This is a genomic window from Streptomyces sp. SID11385, from assembly GCF_010548245.1.
Taxonomy (GTDB): Bacteria; Actinomycetota; Actinomycetes; order Streptomycetales; family Streptomycetaceae; genus Streptomyces.
The window spans coordinates 1-19,737 of the sequence record NZ_JAAGLR010001122.1 but is presented as its reverse complement, the minus strand read 5'-3'; the positions used below and the strand labels follow the sequence as shown (position 1 = coordinate 19,737).

Annotated in this window: 15 protein-coding genes and 1 pseudogene; 10 read left to right on the top strand and 6 right to left on the bottom strand. The window is 72.5% G+C overall.

Annotated features, from left to right (window positions below; translation table 11 throughout):
* Positions 1-141: 141 nt before the first annotated feature.
* A complete protein-coding gene (locus G3I42_RS34095; RefSeq protein ID WP_164291526.1) occupies positions 142-1,782 on the bottom strand; it encodes an FAD-dependent monooxygenase in 1,641 nt (546 codons plus the stop codon).
* A 213-nt stretch (positions 1,783-1,995) separates the two neighbouring features.
* Here G3I42_RS34095 and G3I42_RS34090 point away from each other — a divergent pair, with 213 nt between their 5' ends.
* From G3I42_RS34090 to G3I42_RS34065, 6 genes are all read left to right on the top strand, one after another.
* Entirely contained in the window at positions 1,996-3,027 is a 1,032-nt protein-coding gene (locus G3I42_RS34090) for a methyltransferase (protein ID WP_164291525.1), read from the top strand.
* 29 nt (positions 3,028-3,056) lie between these two features.
* Complete coding sequence (locus G3I42_RS34085; RefSeq protein WP_164291524.1) at positions 3,057-4,196, top strand: acyl-CoA dehydrogenase family protein; 1,140 nt, start codon at positions 3,057-3,059, stop codon at positions 4,194-4,196.
* 13 nt (positions 4,197-4,209) lie between these two features.
* A complete protein-coding gene (locus G3I42_RS34080) occupies positions 4,210-4,875 on the top strand; it encodes a dTDP-4-dehydrorhamnose 3,5-epimerase family protein (protein ID WP_164291523.1) in 666 nt (221 codons plus the stop codon).
* On the top strand, positions 4,875-6,143 hold the full coding sequence (locus tag G3I42_RS34075) for a beta-ketoacyl-[acyl-carrier-protein] synthase family protein (RefSeq protein WP_164291522.1): 1,269 nt from the start codon (positions 4,875-4,877) through the stop codon (positions 6,141-6,143). Before G3I42_RS34080 ends, G3I42_RS34075 begins: the two co-directional genes overlap by 1 nt.
* On the top strand, positions 6,140-7,399 hold the full coding sequence (locus G3I42_RS34070; RefSeq protein WP_164291521.1) for a ketosynthase chain-length factor: 1,260 nt from the start codon (positions 6,140-6,142) through the stop codon (positions 7,397-7,399). The genes G3I42_RS34075 and G3I42_RS34070 overlap by 4 nt, the downstream gene beginning before the upstream one ends.
* Before the next feature lie 68 nt (positions 7,400-7,467).
* Positions 7,468-7,722: an acyl carrier protein gene (locus G3I42_RS34065; RefSeq protein WP_164291520.1), complete on the top strand. Its 255-nt coding sequence runs from the start codon at positions 7,468-7,470 to the stop codon at positions 7,720-7,722.
* 135 nt (positions 7,723-7,857) lie between these two features.
* On the opposite strand, the gene G3I42_RS34060 is transcribed toward G3I42_RS34065, so the two are convergent.
* Positions 7,858-8,895, bottom strand: a complete 1,038-nt coding sequence (locus tag G3I42_RS34060) for a methyltransferase (RefSeq protein WP_164291519.1) — start codon at positions 8,893-8,895, stop codon at positions 7,858-7,860.
* A 236-nt stretch (positions 8,896-9,131) separates the two neighbouring features.
* On the opposite strand from G3I42_RS34060, the gene G3I42_RS34055 reads away from it, so the two are divergent.
* Together G3I42_RS34055 and G3I42_RS34050 are read left to right on the top strand one after the other, a co-directional pair.
* Positions 9,132-10,256, top strand: coding sequence for a nucleotide disphospho-sugar-binding domain-containing protein (locus G3I42_RS34055; protein ID WP_164291518.1), 1,125 nt, complete (start codon positions 9,132-9,134; stop codon positions 10,254-10,256).
* A gap of 109 nt (positions 10,257-10,365) precedes the next feature.
* Positions 10,366-11,562: a nucleotide disphospho-sugar-binding domain-containing protein gene (locus G3I42_RS34050; protein WP_164291517.1), complete on the top strand. Its 1,197-nt coding sequence runs from the start codon at positions 10,366-10,368 to the stop codon at positions 11,560-11,562.
* 118 nt (positions 11,563-11,680) lie between these two features.
* On the opposite strand, the gene G3I42_RS34045 is transcribed toward G3I42_RS34050, so the two are convergent.
* Complete coding sequence (locus G3I42_RS34045) at positions 11,681-12,055, bottom strand: helix-turn-helix domain-containing protein (RefSeq protein ID WP_164291516.1); 375 nt, start codon at positions 12,053-12,055, stop codon at positions 11,681-11,683.
* 3 nt (positions 12,056-12,058) lie between these two features.
* A complete protein-coding gene (locus G3I42_RS34040) occupies positions 12,059-12,625 on the bottom strand; it encodes an NAD(P)H-dependent oxidoreductase (protein ID WP_164291515.1) in 567 nt (188 codons plus the stop codon).
* A gap of 338 nt (positions 12,626-12,963) precedes the next feature.
* Here G3I42_RS34040 and G3I42_RS34035 point away from each other — a divergent pair, with 338 nt between their 5' ends.
* Positions 12,964-13,524, top strand: coding sequence for a glycoside hydrolase family 25 protein (locus tag G3I42_RS34035; protein WP_164291514.1), 561 nt, complete (start codon positions 12,964-12,966; stop codon positions 13,522-13,524).
* A 194-nt stretch (positions 13,525-13,718) separates the two neighbouring features.
* On the opposite strand, the gene G3I42_RS34030 is transcribed toward G3I42_RS34035, so the two are convergent.
* Positions 13,719-14,750 (bottom strand): rod shape-determining protein, encoded by a 1,032-nt coding sequence (locus tag G3I42_RS34030; RefSeq protein WP_164291513.1) that lies wholly within the window; start codon positions 14,748-14,750, stop codon positions 13,719-13,721.
* 582 nt (positions 14,751-15,332) lie between these two features.
* Here G3I42_RS34030 and G3I42_RS34025 point away from each other — a divergent pair.
* A complete protein-coding gene (locus G3I42_RS34025) occupies positions 15,333-19,079 on the top strand; it encodes a S8 family serine peptidase (RefSeq protein WP_164291512.1) in 3,747 nt (1,248 codons plus the stop codon).
* 373 nt (positions 19,080-19,452) lie between these two features.
* Here G3I42_RS34025 and G3I42_RS34020 read toward each other — a convergent pair.
* A pseudogene (locus tag G3I42_RS34020) lies at positions 19,453-19,737 on the bottom strand (hypothetical protein); the annotation flags it as partial.

Genomic DNA, 19,737 nt, shown 5'->3' with positions numbered 1-19,737 from the left:
ACTGCCCGCACCGGCCGAACCGGAGCGGGGCGGAGCCGGAGCCGGTCCTGACGCCGGCTCCGGCGTGGGGCTGCGCTCCGCGCTCGGCTGGCAGGAGGTCGATCCGGCCGTTGCCGCGAAGGCCCTCGGGTGGACGGCGCGCTACCGCACGTCCGACGCGCTGCGCTCGTTGTGGGAGGCGGTCACGAGCCCCTCCCGCGCGAGGACCGTGTCCAGCACCTCCGGCAGAGCACGCCCCGGATCGTCCCCCTCCTCGGAGCGCCAGCACACGTAGCCGTCCGGACGCAGCAACAGCGCCTGTTCGCCGCTCAGGCGCAGCGTGGCGGCCGCCACTCCACCGATGTCCTCCCACTCCTTGTCCAGCCGGCCCGCCGAGAGCGGCAGGCCACGCTCCTCGGCTGCGGCGCGGGCGGCCCGCACCCACTTCTCGCCGTCCGCGGCCGCGAGGAGGCAGAAGCCGCCGGCGCACAGGTCCAGGGTGGAGATCTCCCCGTCCCGGCCGCGCAGCACCGCGTGGGCCACCCGGGTGCCGGGAGCACCCCACAGCTCGGATGCCGGCGTGATGGCGCCGGATGTTCCCGGTGCGCGGACGGCGGCCGAGAACTGGTGGTATCCCAGGCTCATGGAGAGGGGGTCGACCGCCATGGACCGGTCACCGTCGCCCGAGGTGCGACTCTCCTGGCGCTGCGCACAGTAGTCGCGGGTCACCAGCGCGACCGGCCTGCGCTCCAGCTCGTAGCTGTCCAGCAGTGCGTCGCCGGCGAGTCCTCGCACCACCAGGGAGAGCTTCCACGCGACGTTGTGCGCGTCCTGGACGCCGGTGTTGCCACCGAGCCCGCCGGCCGGTGCCATCACGTGTGCGGCGTCGCCCGCCAGGAGCACCCGGCCCGCGCGGTAGCGGCGCGCGACCCAGGAGGACAGCTCCCAGGACTGGACGAGCGTGGGCTCCCCGGGATTCAGGGACAGCAGCTCCACGTCCACGTCCGCGCCCAGCGCCGCCCTGACCGAGTGTGCGCAGCGTTCCCGGGTGAATACCTCCTCGGCGGCGGTGGCCCCGTCGAAGGGGACCATCAGCACCCAGGTCTCCTCGTTGTCCAGCCGGGTCAGCATGGTGTCCGGGACCGGGCGGCCCAGGTACGCCAGGGCGGTCCGGTGACCGGCGAGCAGCCCGGAGAGGTCGGCGCGGAAGGGGATGTTGACGAACTGCCGGGACCGGCCGATCCGGTCCACCCCGATGCCCAATGCCTCCCGCACGGGGGAGCGATGCCCGTCCGCGGCCACCAGGTACCGTGCGCGCAGCTCACGCTCCCGGCCGCTGTCGCGGTCCAGCAGCCGGGCCGTCACCCCGGAAGCGTCTTGGTCCAGCCCCAGCAGTTCGGTTCCGAACTCCAGTTGCGCCCCCAGCTGTCGGGCGCGCTCCCGAAGGACGGGTTCGACCACGTTCTGGTCCACCATGAGCGGCTTCGCGGGGCTCAGTCCCGCCAGGTTGCCGGGGGCCTGTCTGGCGGAGCGGCTCTCCACCGGCGCGCACAGGTCCCTTGCCCGGATCACCTCGGTGCAGCGGGTGAGCACCGATTGCGGTGCCGCGGCAAGGGCGCCCGCCAGGCCCGCCGCGCCGTAGATCTCCATGGACCGTACGTTCAGCCCCCGTCCCTTCGGAAGGAGCGAGGTACCCGGGTGGCGTTCCACGACCAGGGGGCGGACACCCCGGCCGGCCAGCAGGACGGCGGTGGACAGGCCGACGAGGCCACCACCGCAGATCAGTACAGGGGTCTCGGTCATCTCCGGGTTCCTCCACGGCTCGGCGGTCTGGCACGAACACCCAACATCCGGGCCCTGGAAGGGCACTTGAACCGCGATGCGGACACATGTGCACCGGGCCTCGAGCGGCCTTCGAGACGGCGTTGCCAGCATCTGCCGTATGCCACCCCGTCGATCGTGTGGCCTCAGGGCTGCCGTGCCGGGGCGGGAGGTTTCCCGGAGGAGAAGGTGACGATGTCCGTACAGGACGAGGAACAGCTGGACCCCAAGGCGTTGCACGACATCCTGCGCGGCTACGTGAAGACCGCGCTGCTGCGTGCCGCCGTGCAGCTACGGGTCTTCGACGAGCTGGAGAGCGGGCCGCTGGAGGCCCGGGAAGTGGCCCACCGCCTGGGGACGGACACGAGGGGCATGCGCATCCTGCTCGACGCGCTTGCCGCGATCGGTCTGCTGCGCACCGGGGAGGGGCGCTACATGCTCCCGGCGGGAGGCGCGGACCTGCTGGTGAGTTCGGGCAGCCGGTTCATCGGCGGTGCCGTACGGATCGGCGCCAGCGACTGGGAATGGGACGCGCAGAAGAACCTGGTGGACGCCGTGCGCGCGGGCCGCGCCGTCACCGAAACGCACGCCCTCACCCCGGAGTTCGACTACTGGGAGGACTTCGCCCACCACACCAGCTGGTTCAACAACGGCGCGGCGGACGTGATGGCCGATCAGCTGGTGCCGTGGTCGGCCGGACGCGAATCGGTGGACGTGCTCGACGTGGCGTGCAGCCACGGTTCGTACGGCTTCTTCTTCGCCCGGCGCGAGCCCAGGGCGAAGCTGTGGTGCCTGGACTGGCCGAACGTACTGAAGATCACCGAGCGGAATGCCGAACGACTGGGCCTGCTGGACCGGACCTCGTTCGTGCCGGGCGACATGTTCGAGACCGACCTGGGCGGCCCCTACGACATCGTGATGCTGACCAACGTGCTCCACCACTTCCGTGAGGAAAAGGCCACGGAGCTGCTGAGCAGGGTGGCGAAGGCGGTCAAGCCGGGCGGCAGGATCGCCGTCGTCGGGCACACCCGCGAGGAGGAGGACACGCCGGAGACGAACCCGCTGCCCTACCTGTTCTCCGTGATCATGCTCGTGCAGACCTTCGACGGGCAGACGCACTCGGTCGGCACCTATCAACGGATGCTTCAGAGCGCGGGGTTCACCGACGTCCGCTCGCACTCCGGTCCCCGGGCGATGCACCGCGTCTTCATCGCCGAACGTCCCTGAGTCCGCGAGGCCGGCCCGAGGAGGCTTGCATGCTCCAGCACAGTATGTCCTTGTCGCCGTTGCCCGTCCGCGCGGCCGAGGTCGCCGAGACCGCGGCACAGTACACCGGGGAGGCCGACAGCGAGCGCCGGCTGGCCCGCCCCGTCGTCGACGCGATCAGGACGGCCGGATTCCCCGGCCACTTCGTCGCCCGCGACCACGGCGGGCAGGGCGGTGACTTCTCCGGCTTCGTCGACGCCGTGCTCGCCGTGGCACAGGAGTGTGCCGCGGCGGCCTGGTGCGCCTCGTTGTTCGCCTCGCACGCCCGCCTGGCCGGATACCTGCCGGAGCGTGGGCGGCAGGAGGTGTGGTCGAGCGGCGCGGACGCGATCATCTGCGCCGGAGTCGTCCCCAGCGGCACCGCCGAGGCCGTCGAGGGCGGCTGGGTGCTGGAGGGACGCTGGAAGTTCGTCAGCGGCATCGACTTCGCCGACTGGGTGCTGCTGTTCGCCCGGGACCCCGGCCAGGCGCGCTCGGCCCTGCGGGTGTTCGCGGTCCCGGCCGCAGACGTCCAGGTGGACGACACCTGGTTCACGGTGGGGATGCGGGGCACGGGCAGCCGTACGGCGGTGCTGGAGAAGGTCTTCGTGCCCGCGCACCGCACCTTTCTCCAGACGGCCCTGCTGGAGGGAACGGCGCAAGAGCCGGCGGCGCACTGCCACCGGGTTCCCTTCCGGCTGGTCAACGGGCTCACCATGGCCACCCCCGCTGTCGGAGCCGCGAGCGGCGCGCTGTCGGCGTGGTCGCGGCGGATGGTGGACCGGACCGAGGTCGTCATGGGGAGAGCCGTACGGGTCAGGGAGAAGGCAGGGGCGCGCTTCGCCGTGACCCGGTCCTCCGCGGAGGTGGACGCCGCCGCGCTCCTGCTCCGCAGGATTGCCGCGACGGCGGACTCGTCCGGGCCGTGGACCACCGACCTGGTCGTCCGCAGCCACCGCGACCACGCCGTCGCAGCCGATTTCGCGCGCTCCGCGGTGGACCGCCTGCAACGGTGCACCGGCGCCGGCGGGCAGGAGGAGAGCAGCACCGTGCAGCGGTACTGGCGCGATGTGAACGCGGCCACCAGCCACGCGGCTCTGCAGTTCGAGACAGCGGCCGGTGTGTATGCCGGACACGTGCTCGGCGCGTGAGGGCACCGGGCCGATGACGCACCACATCGCGAGGACGCGGCTGCCCGGGGTCCTCAGAGTGACACCGGACCGGAAGACGGATGCCCGCGGATGCTTCTTCGAGTCCCTGCGGTGCGAGGAGATCGGTGCCGCGGCGGGCCACCGGTTCGCGGTGCAGCAGATCAACTACTCGGTCTCGGCACGGGGGACGCTGCGCGGACTGCACGGCGTCGCCCTGGACCCGGGACAGGCCAAGTACGTGAGCTGCGTGCGCGGCGTGCTCCAGGACATCGTGGTCGATCTGCGGCTCGGCTCCGCCACGTTCGGCCAGTACACCAGCAGCGTGCTGGACGCCGCCTCGGGCACGGCGGTCTATGTCGCAGAGGGGCTCTTCCACGGGTTCCTGGCACTGGCCGAGGACACCTGCATCAGCTACGTCTGCTCGACCGCCTACGTGCCGGGCACGCAGATCGACATCCACCCGCTCGATCCTGCCCTCGGCCTGCCCTGGCAACTGGAGGGGGAGCCGCTCCTGTCGGACAAGGACGCCGCCGCGCCGACGGTGGCCGACGCGGCCCGCGCCGGGGTGCTGCCCCGGTACGCAGACTGCGTCGAGCTGTACCGGGCTCTTGCCCCGGCACCGGCGGGCGACAGCGACAACCAGGCGGGCCGCGCGCGGCCGGCCGGAAGGGAGAAGTGATGGACAGACGGGTCGTCATCACGGGCATCGGAACGGTGGTGCCCGCCGGTCCCGGTGTGAAGGGATTCTGGGAGTTGCTGACGTCCGGGCGCACCGCGACGCGTCCGATCCAGCGCTTCGACGCCTCGCCGTTCCGCTCCAGGATCGCGGCGGAGTGCGACTTCGATCCGGAGGCCGCGGGGCTCACCCCGAGACAGATCCGGCGGCTGGACCGCGCGGCGCAGTTCGCCCTGGTCTCCGCCGGCGATGCCGTGGCCGACTCCGGCCTGCGCACCGACACCCTCGACCCGCACCGCTTCGGCGTCAGCCTGGGCAGTGCGGTCGGCTGCACGGTCAGCCTGGAACGGGAGTTCGCCGTCGCCAGCGACGGCGGCCGGGACTGGCAGGTCGATCACACCTCGGTGCTCCCCACCACCTACGACTACTTCGTGCCCAGCTCGATGGCCGCCGAACTGGCGGTCCGCTTCGGCGCGGAGGGGCCGGTACGGGTGGTCTCCACAGGGTGCACCTCGGGCATCGACGCGGTCGGCCACGCCGTGGACCTGATCCGGGAGGGCAGCGCCGACATCATGATCGCTGGTGCCACCGAGGCGCCCATCTCACCGATCACCGTGGCCTGTTTCGACGCGATCAGGGCGACCAGCGCGCGCAACGACGATGCGGAGCACGCTTCAAGGCCGTTCGACAGCACCCGGGACGGCTTCGTCCTCGGGGAGGGCTCCGCGGTGTTCGTACTGGAGACGCTGGAGGACGCACGGGCGCGGGACGCCCACGTGTACGCGGAGATCACCGGATTCGCCACCCGGTGCAACGCCCACCACATGACCGGCCTGCGTCCGGACGGCCGAGAGCTGGCCGAGGCCATCGACGCGGCGCTGGCCGAAGCCCGGGTGGAGCGGGGTGACATCGACTACGTCAACGCGCACGGCTCCGGGACCGTGCAGAACGACCGGCACGAGACCGCGGCCATCCGGCGGAGCCTCGGTGAGCACGCCCGGACCACCCCGGTCAGTTCCATCAAGTCGATGGTGGGGCACTCGCTCGGAGCCATCGGCTCCATCGAGATAGCCGCCTGTGCACTGGCCATCGAGAACGGCGTCATCCCACCGACCGCCAACCTCACGGACCCCGATCCCCGGTGCGACCTGGACCATGTACCGCTCACAGCCCGGGAGGCCGGGCTGGACTCCGTACTCAGCCTCGGCAGCGGGTTCGGGGGCTTTCAGAGCGCGATCGTGCTCGGCCGCGTGGACGGAGCATCCCGATGAGCGCCGTGGTGACGGGAATCGGTGTCCTCACACCGAACGCCGCCGGACTGTCCGAGTACTGGTCCGCCACGCTGGCGGGCCGCAGTGGCATCGGCACCATCAGCAGCTTCGACGCCGACGGCTATCCGGCCCGGCTGGCGGGCGAGGTCACCGGTTTCGACCCGGCGAAGCGCCTGCCGCAACGGCTGCTGCCGCAAACCGACCGGATGACCAGGATGGCCCTGGTCGCCTCGGACTGGGCTCTCGCCGACGCCGCCCTGTCCGCGCAGGACCTCCCCGAGTACAGCGCGGGCGTGGTGACAGCGAGTTCCTCCGGCGGATTCGAGTTCGGCCAGCGGGAACTGCACCGGCTGTGGAGCCGAGGGCCGAAGTACGTCAGCGCCTACCAGTCCTTCGCGTGGTTCTATGCCGTCAACACCGGCCAGATCTCCATCCGGCACGACCTGCGCGGCCCCGGCAGCGTACTGGTCGCCGACCAGGCAGGCGGTCTCGACGCCCTCGGCCAGGCACGGCGCCAATTGCGCAAGGGCGGACGCATGGTGGTCACCGGCGGTATGGAGGGTTCTCTCTGCCCGTGGGGCTGGTCGGCCCACCTCGCGGGCGGGCGGCTGAGCACGCGCGACGACGCCGGCCGGGCCTACCTGCCCTTCGACGAGGACGCCAACGGCTGGGTGGCCGGTGAAGGGGGCGCGATATTGATCGTCGAGGACTCCGAGGCGGCCGCGCGCCGCGGCGCCCCGCGGGTCTACGGCACGATCGCCGGCTACGCCGCCACCTTCGACCCGCGGCCGGGCTCGGGGCGCCCGCCGGGGCTGCGGCGAGCCGCGGAAGGAGCCCTGGCCGATGCGGGCGTACGGCCCGCCGACATCGACGTGGTGTTCGCCGACGCGGCAGGGGTGGCCGAACTGGACCGCGCCGAAGCGGAGGCCGTCACCGGCCTCTTCGGCCCGCGCGGGGTTCCGGTGACCGCGCCGAAGAGCGCCACCGGCCGACTGTCGTCCGGCGCCGGCCCGGTGGATGTCGCCGCGGCCCTGCTGACGCTGAACACGGGACGGATTCCACCGACGCCGAACGTGTCCCGCCCCGCGCCGGAACACCGACTGGACCTCGTCCTGGAGCCGCGCACCGCGCCCGTACGCACGGCTTTGGTCCTGGCCAGAGGCCATGGAGGGTTCAACTCCGCGGTCGTGGTCCGCGCGGCGGCCGCCCCCGTGCAGATCCCCGGGCCCCGGGTGCCGGCCGCCCCGGCCCGGTAGCCACCCGGACAGGAAGCCACCGATCCGCGTCCGCCCCGAGCGGCGGCACGAGCAGAGAGGGAATGACCATGACATCGCTGAGTGCTGAGAACCTGAAAGAGATCCTGCGCTCCGTGGGCGGGGCGGAGGAGGACTCCGCCGCGGCCGAGGACTTCCTCGACACCTCCTTCGGCGCGCTGGGCTACGACTCCCTGGCGGTCCTGGAGGCCGCGGCGCACATCGAGCGCGAATTCGATGTGGCGCTGCCCGAGGACGAGATCACGACCGAGACGACCCCGCAGCTGCTGATCGACTCCGTGAACCGGCACCTGGCCTCGGCCTGAGAGGAAGGGCGACGCGGGCCGGCCGGATACCGGCGGCACGGCAGGACCCCGCACCGAAGGGTGCGGGGTCCTGCCGTGCCGCCGGAGGCAGGACGGGCGACTCGGCAGGCCCCCGGGCCGCACCGCCCTGCCGGCTCACTTCTCGACGACAGCCTCGACGAGGTGCACCTGGGTACCGGTGGGCCGGATACCCGTACAGCGCAGGCCGGCGCGCTCCAGCAGCGCCCGCAGCTCGGCACCGGTCCGCTCCCGCCCGCCCTGGCTGACGAGCATCAACAGGCCCATCGTCGTTGTCACTTCGGGCGAGGGTCCCGCGTCCAGCAACTGTTCGGCGAGCACCACGCGGGAGCCGGGCCGCGCCCGCCGTGCCACCGTCCGCAGGGCACGCAGGGCGGTGTCGTCGTCCCACATGTGCACGACGTGCTTGATGAGGTAGAGGTCGGCCTGGACGGGAAGCTCCTCGGTGACATCGCATCCCACGAGCTCGCAGCGGTCCGCGAACGCGCCATTCGCGCGCAGGCCGGGATCCGCCTCGGCGACGACCGGGGGCAGGTCCACCAGCGTTCCGTGCAGACCGCCGTCGTGTTCGAGCAGGGCCCGCAAGGTGCGCCCGGCTCCACCGCCGACGTCGGCGACGTGCTCCACCCCAGCGAGGTCGAGGGACGTGACGACGGCCTTGTTGACGAGGGCTCCGGAACCGGCCATCGCGCGGTTGAAGAGCGCGCCCAGCTCCGGGGCGTCCTCGACCAGGTACGCGAACAGCCCCTTGCCGTACAGGCCGGGAAAGACGCTCTCACCGGTGCGCACGGCCTGCTCCAGCCGCGACCAGATGTCCCAGGCGAACGGTGCGCTGGCCAGCAGCACCATGTCCCGCTTGCCGCCCGGCTCCCCGGCCCGCAGCAACCGCGACATTCCGGTGTGCTCGAAACGGTCCTCGCCGGCCTCGCGGAAGACCTCCCGGCACGACAGAGCGAGCAGCAACTGCCGCAGCGCCCCCGGGTCGGCCTCCACCGCGCGGGCCAGTTCGCCGACCGAAGCGGGTTCCTCGCCCAGCGCGTCCGGCAGCCCGAGCCGGACCGCCGCGGACAGCGCCGCCGCGATCCCCATGCCGTAGGCGAGCGCGTGCAGTTTCAGGGCCGTTGCCGGTGGACCGCTCCCGTCGTGTTCGGACATCGCATCCACCCTCTCGTCTTGTCCGCGCCGTGCGCGGGGCCGCCATTGGTCCCGACGAGTGTGTGCGGGGCGACTCGTGCCCACCTGGAGAGAGCGTGGACCCTCCGGCGGGACATGACCGGAAACCGAGCGGTGCCCCACAGCGTGGGCGGCACAGCCTTCGCACGGACCGGAGGTCCGGCGTCGCACGGACCGAGGGACCGGACGAGCGGACGACGAGAGGACGAGGGATTACGATGCGCGTGCTGCTGGTCACCTGGAACGCGACCGCCCACCTGCCGGCGCTGGTACCCCTGGCGCTCGCCCTGCGGGCTGCCGGCCACGAGGTCGTAGCCGCAGCGCCGCCGGAGGCCGCCGCCGGTGCGGTCCGCCGGAGTCTGGCGGCGGTGGCGGTCGGCCCGGACCTCGCCGCGCCTCCCGCGCGCGGCGCCACCTTCAGACGCTGGCCGGACGGCTGGCCGTCCGACCCTTCGGTACTCGACGAGGGGGAACGGCAATTCCTGCACATGCTGGCCGGCAAGCAGGTGGCGGCGGCCGCCGCGATGCTGCCCGACCTGGTGGAGTTCGGTGAACGCTGGAGACCGCACCTGGTGCTGCACGACGCCTCCAGCCTGGCGGGCCCGGTGCTGGCGGCCCGGCTCGGTCTACCGGCGGTAGGCCACTCCTGGGGCAGGGTTCTTCCGGTACGGATGGACGTGGACCGTTCGACGGGACAACAACTCCCGTCCGTGGCAGCGCTCTTCGAGCGATTCGCGGCAGGCCGGGCCGCCGTACCCGGGATCGAGCTGGAACCCTGTCCACCCGCCCTCCGCCTGCGGCAAAAGGGCGGACAGCGGGACATCCGTCCCGTGCCCGTCGCATCGGGACTTCTCCCGCCCGCCGCGCTCCGGGCGGGTACCCGCCCCCGGGTGCTCCTCGTCCCCGAGGGGCGTCATCCCGGCGCCGGTACCCTGCGGGAGCTGGCGGGAGCGCTGACCACCGAGGGATTCGAGGTGACGTCCGCGGAGCCGGGCACGGCCATCGCACCGGCCACCCGTCGCGCCGTCGTCGTACACCCCGGTTCTGCTGCCCCGCTCCTCGAAGCGGCGGCGACCGGGACTCCGCAACTCGTGCTGTCCACCCGCCCGGAGCAGCAACTGGTGGGGGCAGCCGTCGCGGACACCGGCTGCGGACTCCACCACGTCCGCTCGGAACTGGGCCCGGGACCCGCCGCCCTCGCCGTGCTGTGCGCCGCGGTCCGGGAGCTGGCCGACGAACCCCGGTTCCGCGAGGCGGCCGGGAGAGTCGCGGCCTCCGCCGCGGCCACTCCGTCGCCGGCCGACGTGGCGCGCACGCTGCCGGACCTGCTGCCGGGGGCTTGACCGGGCGGCCGGGCCGACGGGAGGACCGCTTTCCAGGGCGGCTCAAGCTCGGCTCCGGGAGACAGTGGTGCGATGCCTCACACCCGTGCCCGACCGGAGGTTTGCCCTGATGCGCTTTCTGTTCACCACGTTCGCGGCCAGACCACACCTGTACCCGATGGTGCCGCTGGCCTGGTCCGCTCTGGCCGCCGGCCACGAGGTGCGGATCGCCAGCACCCCGTCGCTGCTCGCCGCCATCGACGGGACCGGTCTGCCCTCGGTGTCGGTCGGGAGCGACATCGACGCCGAGAGCTGGTTCGCCAAGGGCAACTTCAGGCCGCGCCAGGAGAGCACCGACACCTCCGAGCTCGACGCCTGGCGGCGGGTGACCGACAACCTGGCGCGCAAGCAGTACAGCGTCTGCGAGGCGATGGTCGACGACCTGGTGGCGTTCGGCCGCGCCTGGCATCCGGACGTCATCGTGCACGACCCGGTCACCTTCGCCGGACCGGTCGCGGCCGAAGTGCTGGGCGTGCCCTCCGTCAGTCACCTCTACGGGCTGGCGCGGCTGCTCAGGCTGGAGATCGAGGACTGGGTGGGGGACCGCGTACGGCCGGGGTACCTGGAACTGTTCGAGCGCTGGAACCGGACGCCCCGGGTGGACCCCACGGCGTGGATCGACCCCTGCCCTCCCAGCCTGCGCTGGCCCGGCCAGCGGGAGATCTCACCACGGCACGCCATGCGGTACGTGCCGTACAACGGTCCCGGCAGAGCACCCGACTGGCTCCTCCGGCCGTCCGGCCGCCCGCGGATCTGTGTGACATGGGGCACCTCGCAGCACAAGAAGCTGGGCGAGGGCGTCATGGAAATGTTCGGTCGGCTGACCCGCGAGATCGCCGGGCAGGGCGCCGAAGTGGTGCTGACCGTCGGTGGGATGGTGCCGGAGCAGGTAGGCCACCTCGGCCCGATGCCGGACAACGTGCGCCTGGTGGACTGGGTGCCGCTCAACTTGCTGCTGTCCCGGTGCCAGGCCATCGTGCACACCGGAGGCACGGGCGTGCTCCTCACCGCCGCCGCGGCCGGCTTGCCCCAACTCGGCGTGACGAAGATCCCCGAGGGCGAGTTCAACGCCGTACGTCTGGCCGCGACCGGCGCCGGGCTCCAGGTGCGCCAGGACGACCTCAAGGACGGGACTGTCGGCGAAGCGGTCGGCGCGCTGCTGGAGGAAACGGGTCACCGGGAGGCGGCGGAGCGCCTCCGCACCGAGATGACGGCCGAACCGAGCCCGGCGGAACTGGTCCCCGTCCTGGAGAACCTGGCGAAGTGACTCCCGGCCCCCGCCGCAGGTACGTCACGCGCACGGTGGCGCTACCGCTTGAGGCGGGGCCTCGGCCCGGCTCCGAGACTGACGCCGCACCCGGCTCCGCCGGCCGTCCCCTTCCTGCTCAGCGCTCGGCGGCCGCCCGGCCCGCCGGATCGGGGTCCGTATCCGTATCCGGCAGCGGGACCCAGCGGTGGGACCAGGCCACCACCGCGTCGAGGACCGGGGCGAGTTCGCGGCCCTTGGGGGTCAGTTCGTACTCGACCCGTACGGGGGTTTCGGGCAGGACGCGGCGGACGACGAGGTCCTCGGCCTCCAGGGTGCGCAGTCGCTGGGCCAGCATCGTGTCGCTGAGGCCGGGGACGGCCTGCTTGATGAGCGAGTACTGGTGGTGCCCGGTGAACAGCGCGCGCAGGATGGCGCCCGTCCAGCGCGCGCCGATCAGCTCGATCGCGTGGTGGAAACGGGTGCAGACGTGGTGGACCTCGTCGTCGGCCATCACTCAGCCCCGGCGCAGCGGGAGCAGTGCGGCGCTGACCTGCGTCAGCTCGTCGAGCATCGCCTTGGCGCTCGTCTCCATGACGTCGTTCGCCTCGATGCGGCCGTCCTTGAGGAACTGCTGCACGAACGGGATCGAGACCGCTTCGAAGACGGGGGTCATCTTGAGCGTCGTCACCACCTGCTTGATCATCTGGGCGGCACGGGTGCCCGCCGAGACGCCACCGTAGCTGACCAGGCCGACCGGCTTGTACGCCCATTCCAGGCACAGGTAGTCGATGGCGTTCTTGATCTCGGCGTTGTAGCCGTAGTTGTACTCCGGCATGACGAAGACGAAGGCGTCGGAGCTCTCGACCCGGGCGCTCCAGCGCTTGGTGTGGTCGTGGGTGTACTGGCGCAGGCGCGGGTGGTGCGGCTCGTCCATGAACGGCAGGTCCAGCTCGGCCAGGTCCACGAGGTCCACCTCGTCGAAGCCGCGGTGCTCCCGGGCGACGGCGTCGATCCACTGGCCGACGGGCAGGCCGACGCGGCCGGGGCGGGTGCTGGCGATGACGATGCTGAGCTTCGGCATGAAGGGGGCCTTCTGGTGCGGGGGATCGGTGATCCGGCGGGCGTAAGTTACTCAGTAAAGGAAAGTCGCTCAGTATTCCTTAGTCAATGGGCGAGCGTGTGGCCTTCGTCTCGGATACGGGAGCCGGCGGGCGTACGGGGGGCGGGCGTACGCGGGCTCGGGTGTGTGCGAAGCCGGGATCTCGGCCGTGCGTGCGAGCGATCGCCCGGATCGCTGAACCCGGGGGGCTGCCCGGAGTGCCCCTCCGGGACGGGGGCAGGCTAACCAGTCCGGCGGGCGTCTCCGAGGGCCGCCCGCCGGGCCCAGAGGAGAGCGGGCCCGCGACAGGGAGAGTACGCATGGCCGTCAAAGGGATCGATGTCAGCAGCCACCAGGAGTCGTTCGACGCGGACGGCATGGCCTTCGTCTTCGTGAAGGCCACCGAGGGGCGCACCTATACCAACTCGCGTCAGCGGGCGCAGGCGAAGCGGGCGAGGGACGCCGGCTGCGTCGTCGGCTTCTACCACTTCCTGTGGCCGGGCAACATCCAGGCGCAGGCGGAGTACTTCGTCGAGCAGTGCGCGAGCGTCCCGTACGACCTGCTCGCCTGCGACTGGGAGTACACGGGCGACGGGACCGCGGCGAGCAACAAGGAGAAGGACCAGTTCCTCAAGGCGGTGCAGAAGCTGCGCGGTTCCAACCACCGCGTACTGCTCTACTGCAACCGCGACTTCTGGCTCAACAGGGACACGACGTCCTTCGCGGCGGACGGCCTGTGGATCGCCGACTACAACGGCAAACCCGGCAAGCCGGGCATCAAGGCCCCCTGGCGCATCCACCAGTACACCGCCGACCCCATCGACACGAACATCGGCAACTGGGAGGACAAGGCCGCCCTGAAGAAGTGGGCGAAGGACTGAGCCGGGGAACGGACTGTCAGCCGGTCCGCTGACTCCGCCGGCCGCCCGCGCGGGCCCGGCCGTCGGCGGATCGGGGCCCATGACGGGCCGTACGGTGGCGAGCGGGGCGGCGGAGGGGGACGGTCGGCGCGTGGCCCGGGCGTCCGCCGCGTTTTCCTGGGCGAGGCGCTTCCGGCGCGCGGCGCTCCCCGCGTCTACCGCGCCGCGAGCGGGCTCAGGGTCATCGGGCTCACGTTGCCCTCCAGCATCGCGCCCAGGCCCTGGACCGCGCACATGCCGGGGTTCTCCGCGATGCGGATCGGCATGCCCGTGGCCTCCTTGAGCATGCGGTCGAGGCCGGGGAGGAGGGCGCTGCCGCCGACCGTGGTGAGGCCGCCCTCGGCGAGGTCGGCGACGAGGTCGGGCGGACAGGAGCGCAGGACGCGGCTGAGGCCGTCGAGGATCGTCGTGAACGGGGCGCTGATCGCCTCGCGCAGCGCCGCCGTGTCGACGGTGACCGAGCGGGCCAGGCCCGTGGCCGCGTCGCGGCCGTGGATCTCGGTGGTGCCGGTGTGCGGGTCGGCCGCGTCGATGGCGAGTTGCAGGGGCCGTACCGACTGCGCGGGCAGCAGCAGGTCGTGGCGGTGGCGCAGGTGGGCGACGATCGCGTGGTCGATCGCGTCGCCGCCGACCGGGAGCCGCTGCGCGGTGACGATCGCGCCGAGCGAGAGCACCGCGATCTGCGTCGTCGCGGCGCCGCACGCCATGATCATCGTCGCCTCGGGCCGCTCCACCGGCAGCCCGCAGCCGACCGCCGCCGCGATGAGCGTGTCCACCAGTTCCACGCGCCGGGCGCCGAGCCCGACCAGCGTCTCGACGGTCGCGCGGCGCGCGAGCGGGTCGGACTCGTGCGGGGTGCACGCGGCGGCGCGCAGCCGGGGCTTGCGGCGCAGCGCCCGGCGCAGCTTGTCGCCGAGCAGGTGCCGCAGCATCCGCTGCGCCATGTCCACGTCGACCACCGTGCCGCCCGAGACCGGCCGTACGACGCGGATGTAGCCGGGGGTGCGGCCCGTCATCTGCTGGGCGAAGGCGCCGACCGCGATGAGCCCCCCGGTCCGCGTGTTGACGGCCGCGACGCTCGGCTCGTCGACCACGATGCCCTGGCCCTTCACGTACACCCGCGTCCGGGCGGCGCCCAGATCGACGGCGATGTGGCAGCGGCGCAATTGCTCCAGGCTGACGGTCACGGCCTTGCCTCCCGAGGTACGGACCGGAAGGAGCCACCGGTCGGCGCCCCTGCCCACGAGGGTGGTCGCCCCCCGCCCCGCCTGCCCGCCGGACTGCGCCGATCGGGTCGCGGCGGAACGGGTGAAGCGTCTCGGCTTGCGCCGGACGAGGGGGTGGGTAAGGCCCAAACTGCGTGACGGGCCCTTACTCGGCGGGTGCGGGCCCGCTGTCAAGATCGCGTCGGCGGTACGCGGCGGACGTGGCCTGATCTTTCCGTCGCCGCCCGGGTCCGGCTCCCGCGCCCTCCGGGCCGCCGCGTGCCCGCAGGCACGGAGGAGCCACGTACCTACGGCCTCGCTCCCCCGCCCGTACCCCCCCACGCCCCTGCCCGTACGGCCTCGCTGTCACCCCCGCGCCACCCCACGGCCACCCGCGCACGATATTGGCCGAAACCCATGTGCCGTCGCCCACCTGCCCGTTGGCGGCAATGTGCCATGGCCGCTTTCCGCCAGCGTTCCGCAACTCATCCGCAACAGGCCGCACTTCACACTCTTCGGCAGCGCGTCCCACCCCCTGGCCGCGCTGACGAAGAGAGGGCTTTCATGACCAGATCCGCGCCTGTGTGGCGCAGAGCCGGGCTGCTGCCGGCCGGGCTCGCGCTCGCCCTGCTCCCCGGCACCGCGCTCGCCCACGCCACCGGCCCCGCGACGGCGGACACCACCCCTCGTACCGCCGCCCAGGCCCGTACCGCCCACGCCACCGCGACCGTCACCCTCGTGACCGGCGACCGGGTGACCCTCGCCCCGCTCCCCGGCGGCAAGCAGACCGTGACCGTGGACCGCGCCCCCGGGGCGACCGGCGTCGTCCGCACCGAGGAGGTCGACGGGCACGTCAGGGTCGTCCCGGCCGAGGCGGAGCCGTACCTCGCGCAGGGGACTCTCGATCCCCGCCTCTTCGACGTCACCGAGCTGGTCGCCCAGGGGCTCGCGGGCAAGGGCGGCAAGGCCCCGGCGCCGCTGCCGCTCATCGTCACCGGGACGGCCGCGCAGGCGAAGTCCCGTACCGCGCCCACGGCGTTGGCCGGAACCACCCGCGTCCGCGCGCTGCCGAGCATCGGCGCGACCGCCGTGACGGCGAAGAAGCCCGCGGCCTTCTGGGAGAGCCTCACCGAGAACGCGCGGAAGACGGGGACCACGCGTTCCTTCGCGGCGGGCACCGGCGTCGGCAAGGTGTGGCTCGACGCGAAGGTCGAGGCCGACATGGCCGAGTCCAACGCGCAGATCGGCACCCCGCAGGCGTGGGAGGCCGGGCTCACGGGCAAGGGCGTCAAGGTCGCCGTGCTCGACACGGGCATCGACGCGGACCACCCCGACCTCAAGGGCCGCGTCGTCGCGAGCAAGAGCTTCATCGAGGGCCAGGAGGTCGCCGACCGCAACGGCCACGGCACGCACACCGCCTCGACCGTGGGCGGCAGCGGCGCGGCCTCGGACGGCCGCGAGAAGGGCGTCGCCCCGGACGCGGACCTCGCCATCGGCAAGGTCCTCAGCGACGCGGGCGAGGGCAGCGAGTCGCAGATCATCGCGGGCATGGAGTGGGCCGCGAAGGACCTCGACGCCAAGGTCGTCTCGATGAGCCTCGGCTCCAGCGAGCCGAGCGACGGCACCGACCCGATGGCCCAGGCCGTCAACACCCTCACCGAGGAGACCGGCGCGCTCTTCGTCGTCGCCGCCGGGAACTACGGCTCGCCGGGCTCGATCGGCTCGCCGGGCGCCGCCGACGACGCGCTCACCATCGGCGCCGTCGACTCCTCCGACGAGGCCGCCTACTTCACGAGCAAGGGCCCGCGCTACCTCGACAACGCGCTCAAGCCCGACGTCTCCGCGCCGGGCGTCGACATCCTCGCGGCGCGCTCCTCGCTCGTCGCCGGGGAGGGCGCGTACACGACGATGAGCGGTACGTCGATGGCGACGCCGCACGTCGCGGGCGTGGCCGCCCTGCTCGCGCAGGAGCACCCCGACTGGGACGCCGCGCGGCTCAAGGACGCGCTCATGTCCACGTCGAAGACCCTCGACGCCTCCGTCTACGACCTCGGCGCCGGGCGCGTCAGCGTCCCCGACGCGACGACGAGCCCGCTCACCGCGACCGGGAGCGCCGACCTCGGCTTCTACTCCTGGCCGTACGAGGACAACAAGCCGGTCACGAAGACCCTCACCTACACGAACGACTCCGGCAGCCCGCTCACCGTGCGCCTCTCCACGAGCGACGTGCCCGAGGGGACCGTCACGCTCGCGGACACCGAGCTGACCGTGCCCGCGCACGGCAGCGCGCACACGACCGTCACGGGCGACGGCACGGGCGCCCCGGTCGGGCAGCTCTCCGGGCAGGTCCTCGCGAAGGACGCCGACGGGAAGCTCCTCGCCCACACCGCCTTCGGCCTCGTCAAGGAGGAGGAGCGCTACACGCTCACGGTCCACGTCAAGGACCGCGACGGCGCCCCGGCCCCCGCGAACCTCGCCCTCCAGACGCTCAGCAAGGGCGCCGACACCCTGCCGGAGACGGTCGGCGAGTCCGGCACCGTCAAGCTCCGTCTCAAGCCCGGGAGTTACGCGCTGAGCACCTTCCTCGACGTGCGCGGCTCGCACGGCGCGGACTCGCTCGGCCTCGGCTACCTCACCGCGCCCGAGATCACCCTCGACCGCGACCGCGAGGTCACCCTCGACGGCCGCACGCTGCGGGAGATCAGCACGAAGCTCCCGCGCGCGACGGAGACCCGGCAGCTCACCATGGAGGCGACGCGCTCCGCGAACGGCTCGGCCTACACCGCGCAGGCGCAGGTCCCGCTCACGTACGACAGCGTCTTCGCCGCGCCCACCACGAAGCCGAAGAACGGCACCTTCGAGTACCGCACCGTGTGGCGGCTCGGGAAGCCGCTGCTCAGCGGCAAGGCGGGGGGCCGGACGGTCTCGGAGCTGACGCTCCAGTCCGGGTCCGGCAGCCTCGACGGCACGCGGAACGCGAAGCTCTTCGACGCGGGCAACGGCGCGGCCCCCGCGTACGAGGGCAAGGACGTCAAGGGCAGGGCGGTCCTCGTCCACGCGGACAAGACCGTCGCCCCGGCCGATCTCGCGCAGTACGCCGAGGACGCGGGCGCCGCGGCGCTGCTCGTCACCGACGACGCGCCCGGGCGGCTCATGGCCGCCTTCGGCACCGCCGAGGGCACCGACCGTTCCTTCCCGGTCGCGACCGTGAACGCCGCCGACGGGAAGGTGCTCGCGCGGGCCGCGAAGAGCGGCGAGAAGCTGAAGCTCACGGGAACGCCGCGGACGCCGTACGTCTACGACCTCTCGGTCGGCCACCCCGGCGCGATCCCCGACAAGGACCTCACGATCGCCCCGCGCGCCAAGGATCTCGCGACGGTCGACACGACGTACTACGGGGCGAAGGCCCAGTCGGGTGGCGAGTTCCGCTACTCGATCGCCGACGCCTTCCCGATCGGCGTGGGCTTCCTGGAGCGGGCCGCCTTCCCCGGCACCCGTACCGACTACGTCTCGACGGGCAAGGATTTGCGCTGGCACGAGACGGTCCAGGCGGGGGCGAACCTCTCGCTGGAGGAGCGCGGCGGGCTCGCCGACTACCCGGCGGGCAAGAAGACGAAGCTGGACTGGTTCAAGCCCGTCCTGCACCCCTACCTCGGCACGGGGCTCGGCTGGGGCCAGACCCGCAGGGGCGACGACCTCGCCTTCAACACCCCGGGCTGGGGCGACTCGGGCCCCGACCACACGGGCTTCGGCGACGTGTGGAACGACGACTCGCTGACCCAGACGACACAGGTCCAGGTCGACGGCGAGACCGTCACGAAGGCGACGAGCTCCGGCGCCTACGTCTGGGACGCCGATCCCGCCGAGCACACCTACAAGATCATCACCGACACGACACTCGACCCGAAGGTGTGGGGCACGGGCGTCAAGGGCCACTCCGCCTGGGAGGTCCGCTCCGCGCAGACGCCGGCGGACACCGAGACGACGCTGCCGATGATCAACCTGAACTACGACGTCGACACGGCGCTCGACGGCACGGTACGCGCCGGGAAGCGGCTGCCGATCGCGCTGTCGGCCGCGTACGTGGCGGGCGCGAGCGGTACGGGCAGACTCACGACCGGCGCGCTCTCCGTCTCGTACGACGCCGGGAAGACGTGGCAGCAGGTCGACCTCGCGAAGAAGGGTGACACCTGGACGGGCGCGGTGAGCGTGCCGCGCGACGCGCGGACCGTCTCGCTGCGGGCCTCGGTCCGTGACGACCGGGGCGGCGCGGCCACGCAGGTGCTCACGGACGCGCTGAACGTGAAGTGACCGACGCGCTGAGCGTGACGTGAGGCCCTGACCCGCACCACGCGGCGGCGCCGCCTCCCCGTGGGACCGGGGGAGACGGCGCCGCGCTGTGCCTGGTGGCCGACGTCAGACGAGCCAGCCCACGACGTGGACGAGGCCGGCGAGGATGTCGGTGAGGAAGTTCATCGTGTTGCTGCCTTCTCTTTCGGTACTGCTTCGGGACTCTCGGGCCCCTGTGGATCAAGGGCCCGTGGGACACGAACTCCCCGGTGCGCAAAGGGACATGTCCTCCGGGAAATCCGGCGCTCGCTCACGGTATGCATCCCGTCGCTCGCGCCCCGTAAGCATCGGTCGTACCGGTAGCCCGAGGCAACTTGAACGGGATTGATCACCTTTACGAGCGAGTGTCCGGCCCGGTGTTCGAATCCTTCGGGTCCGGGGCCCGGCGGGTCGCGGTCTGGAGCAAACCCCAGGTGAAATCGACGAAGTACGGGACGGGAGCGCCGCTCCCGGGGACAGGGCCACCGCTCTCCGGGACCTCGACCAGGAGCCGCGTCCGTGTCGGCGCCGTGCCCTCCAGCGGGCGCGCGGGCGGGAACGCGGCGGCGACCTCGTCCACGGTCGCGGCCCACGGCGCGAGGTCGGCGGCGGTGCGCAGGACGGGTGCGGGGCGCCCCGG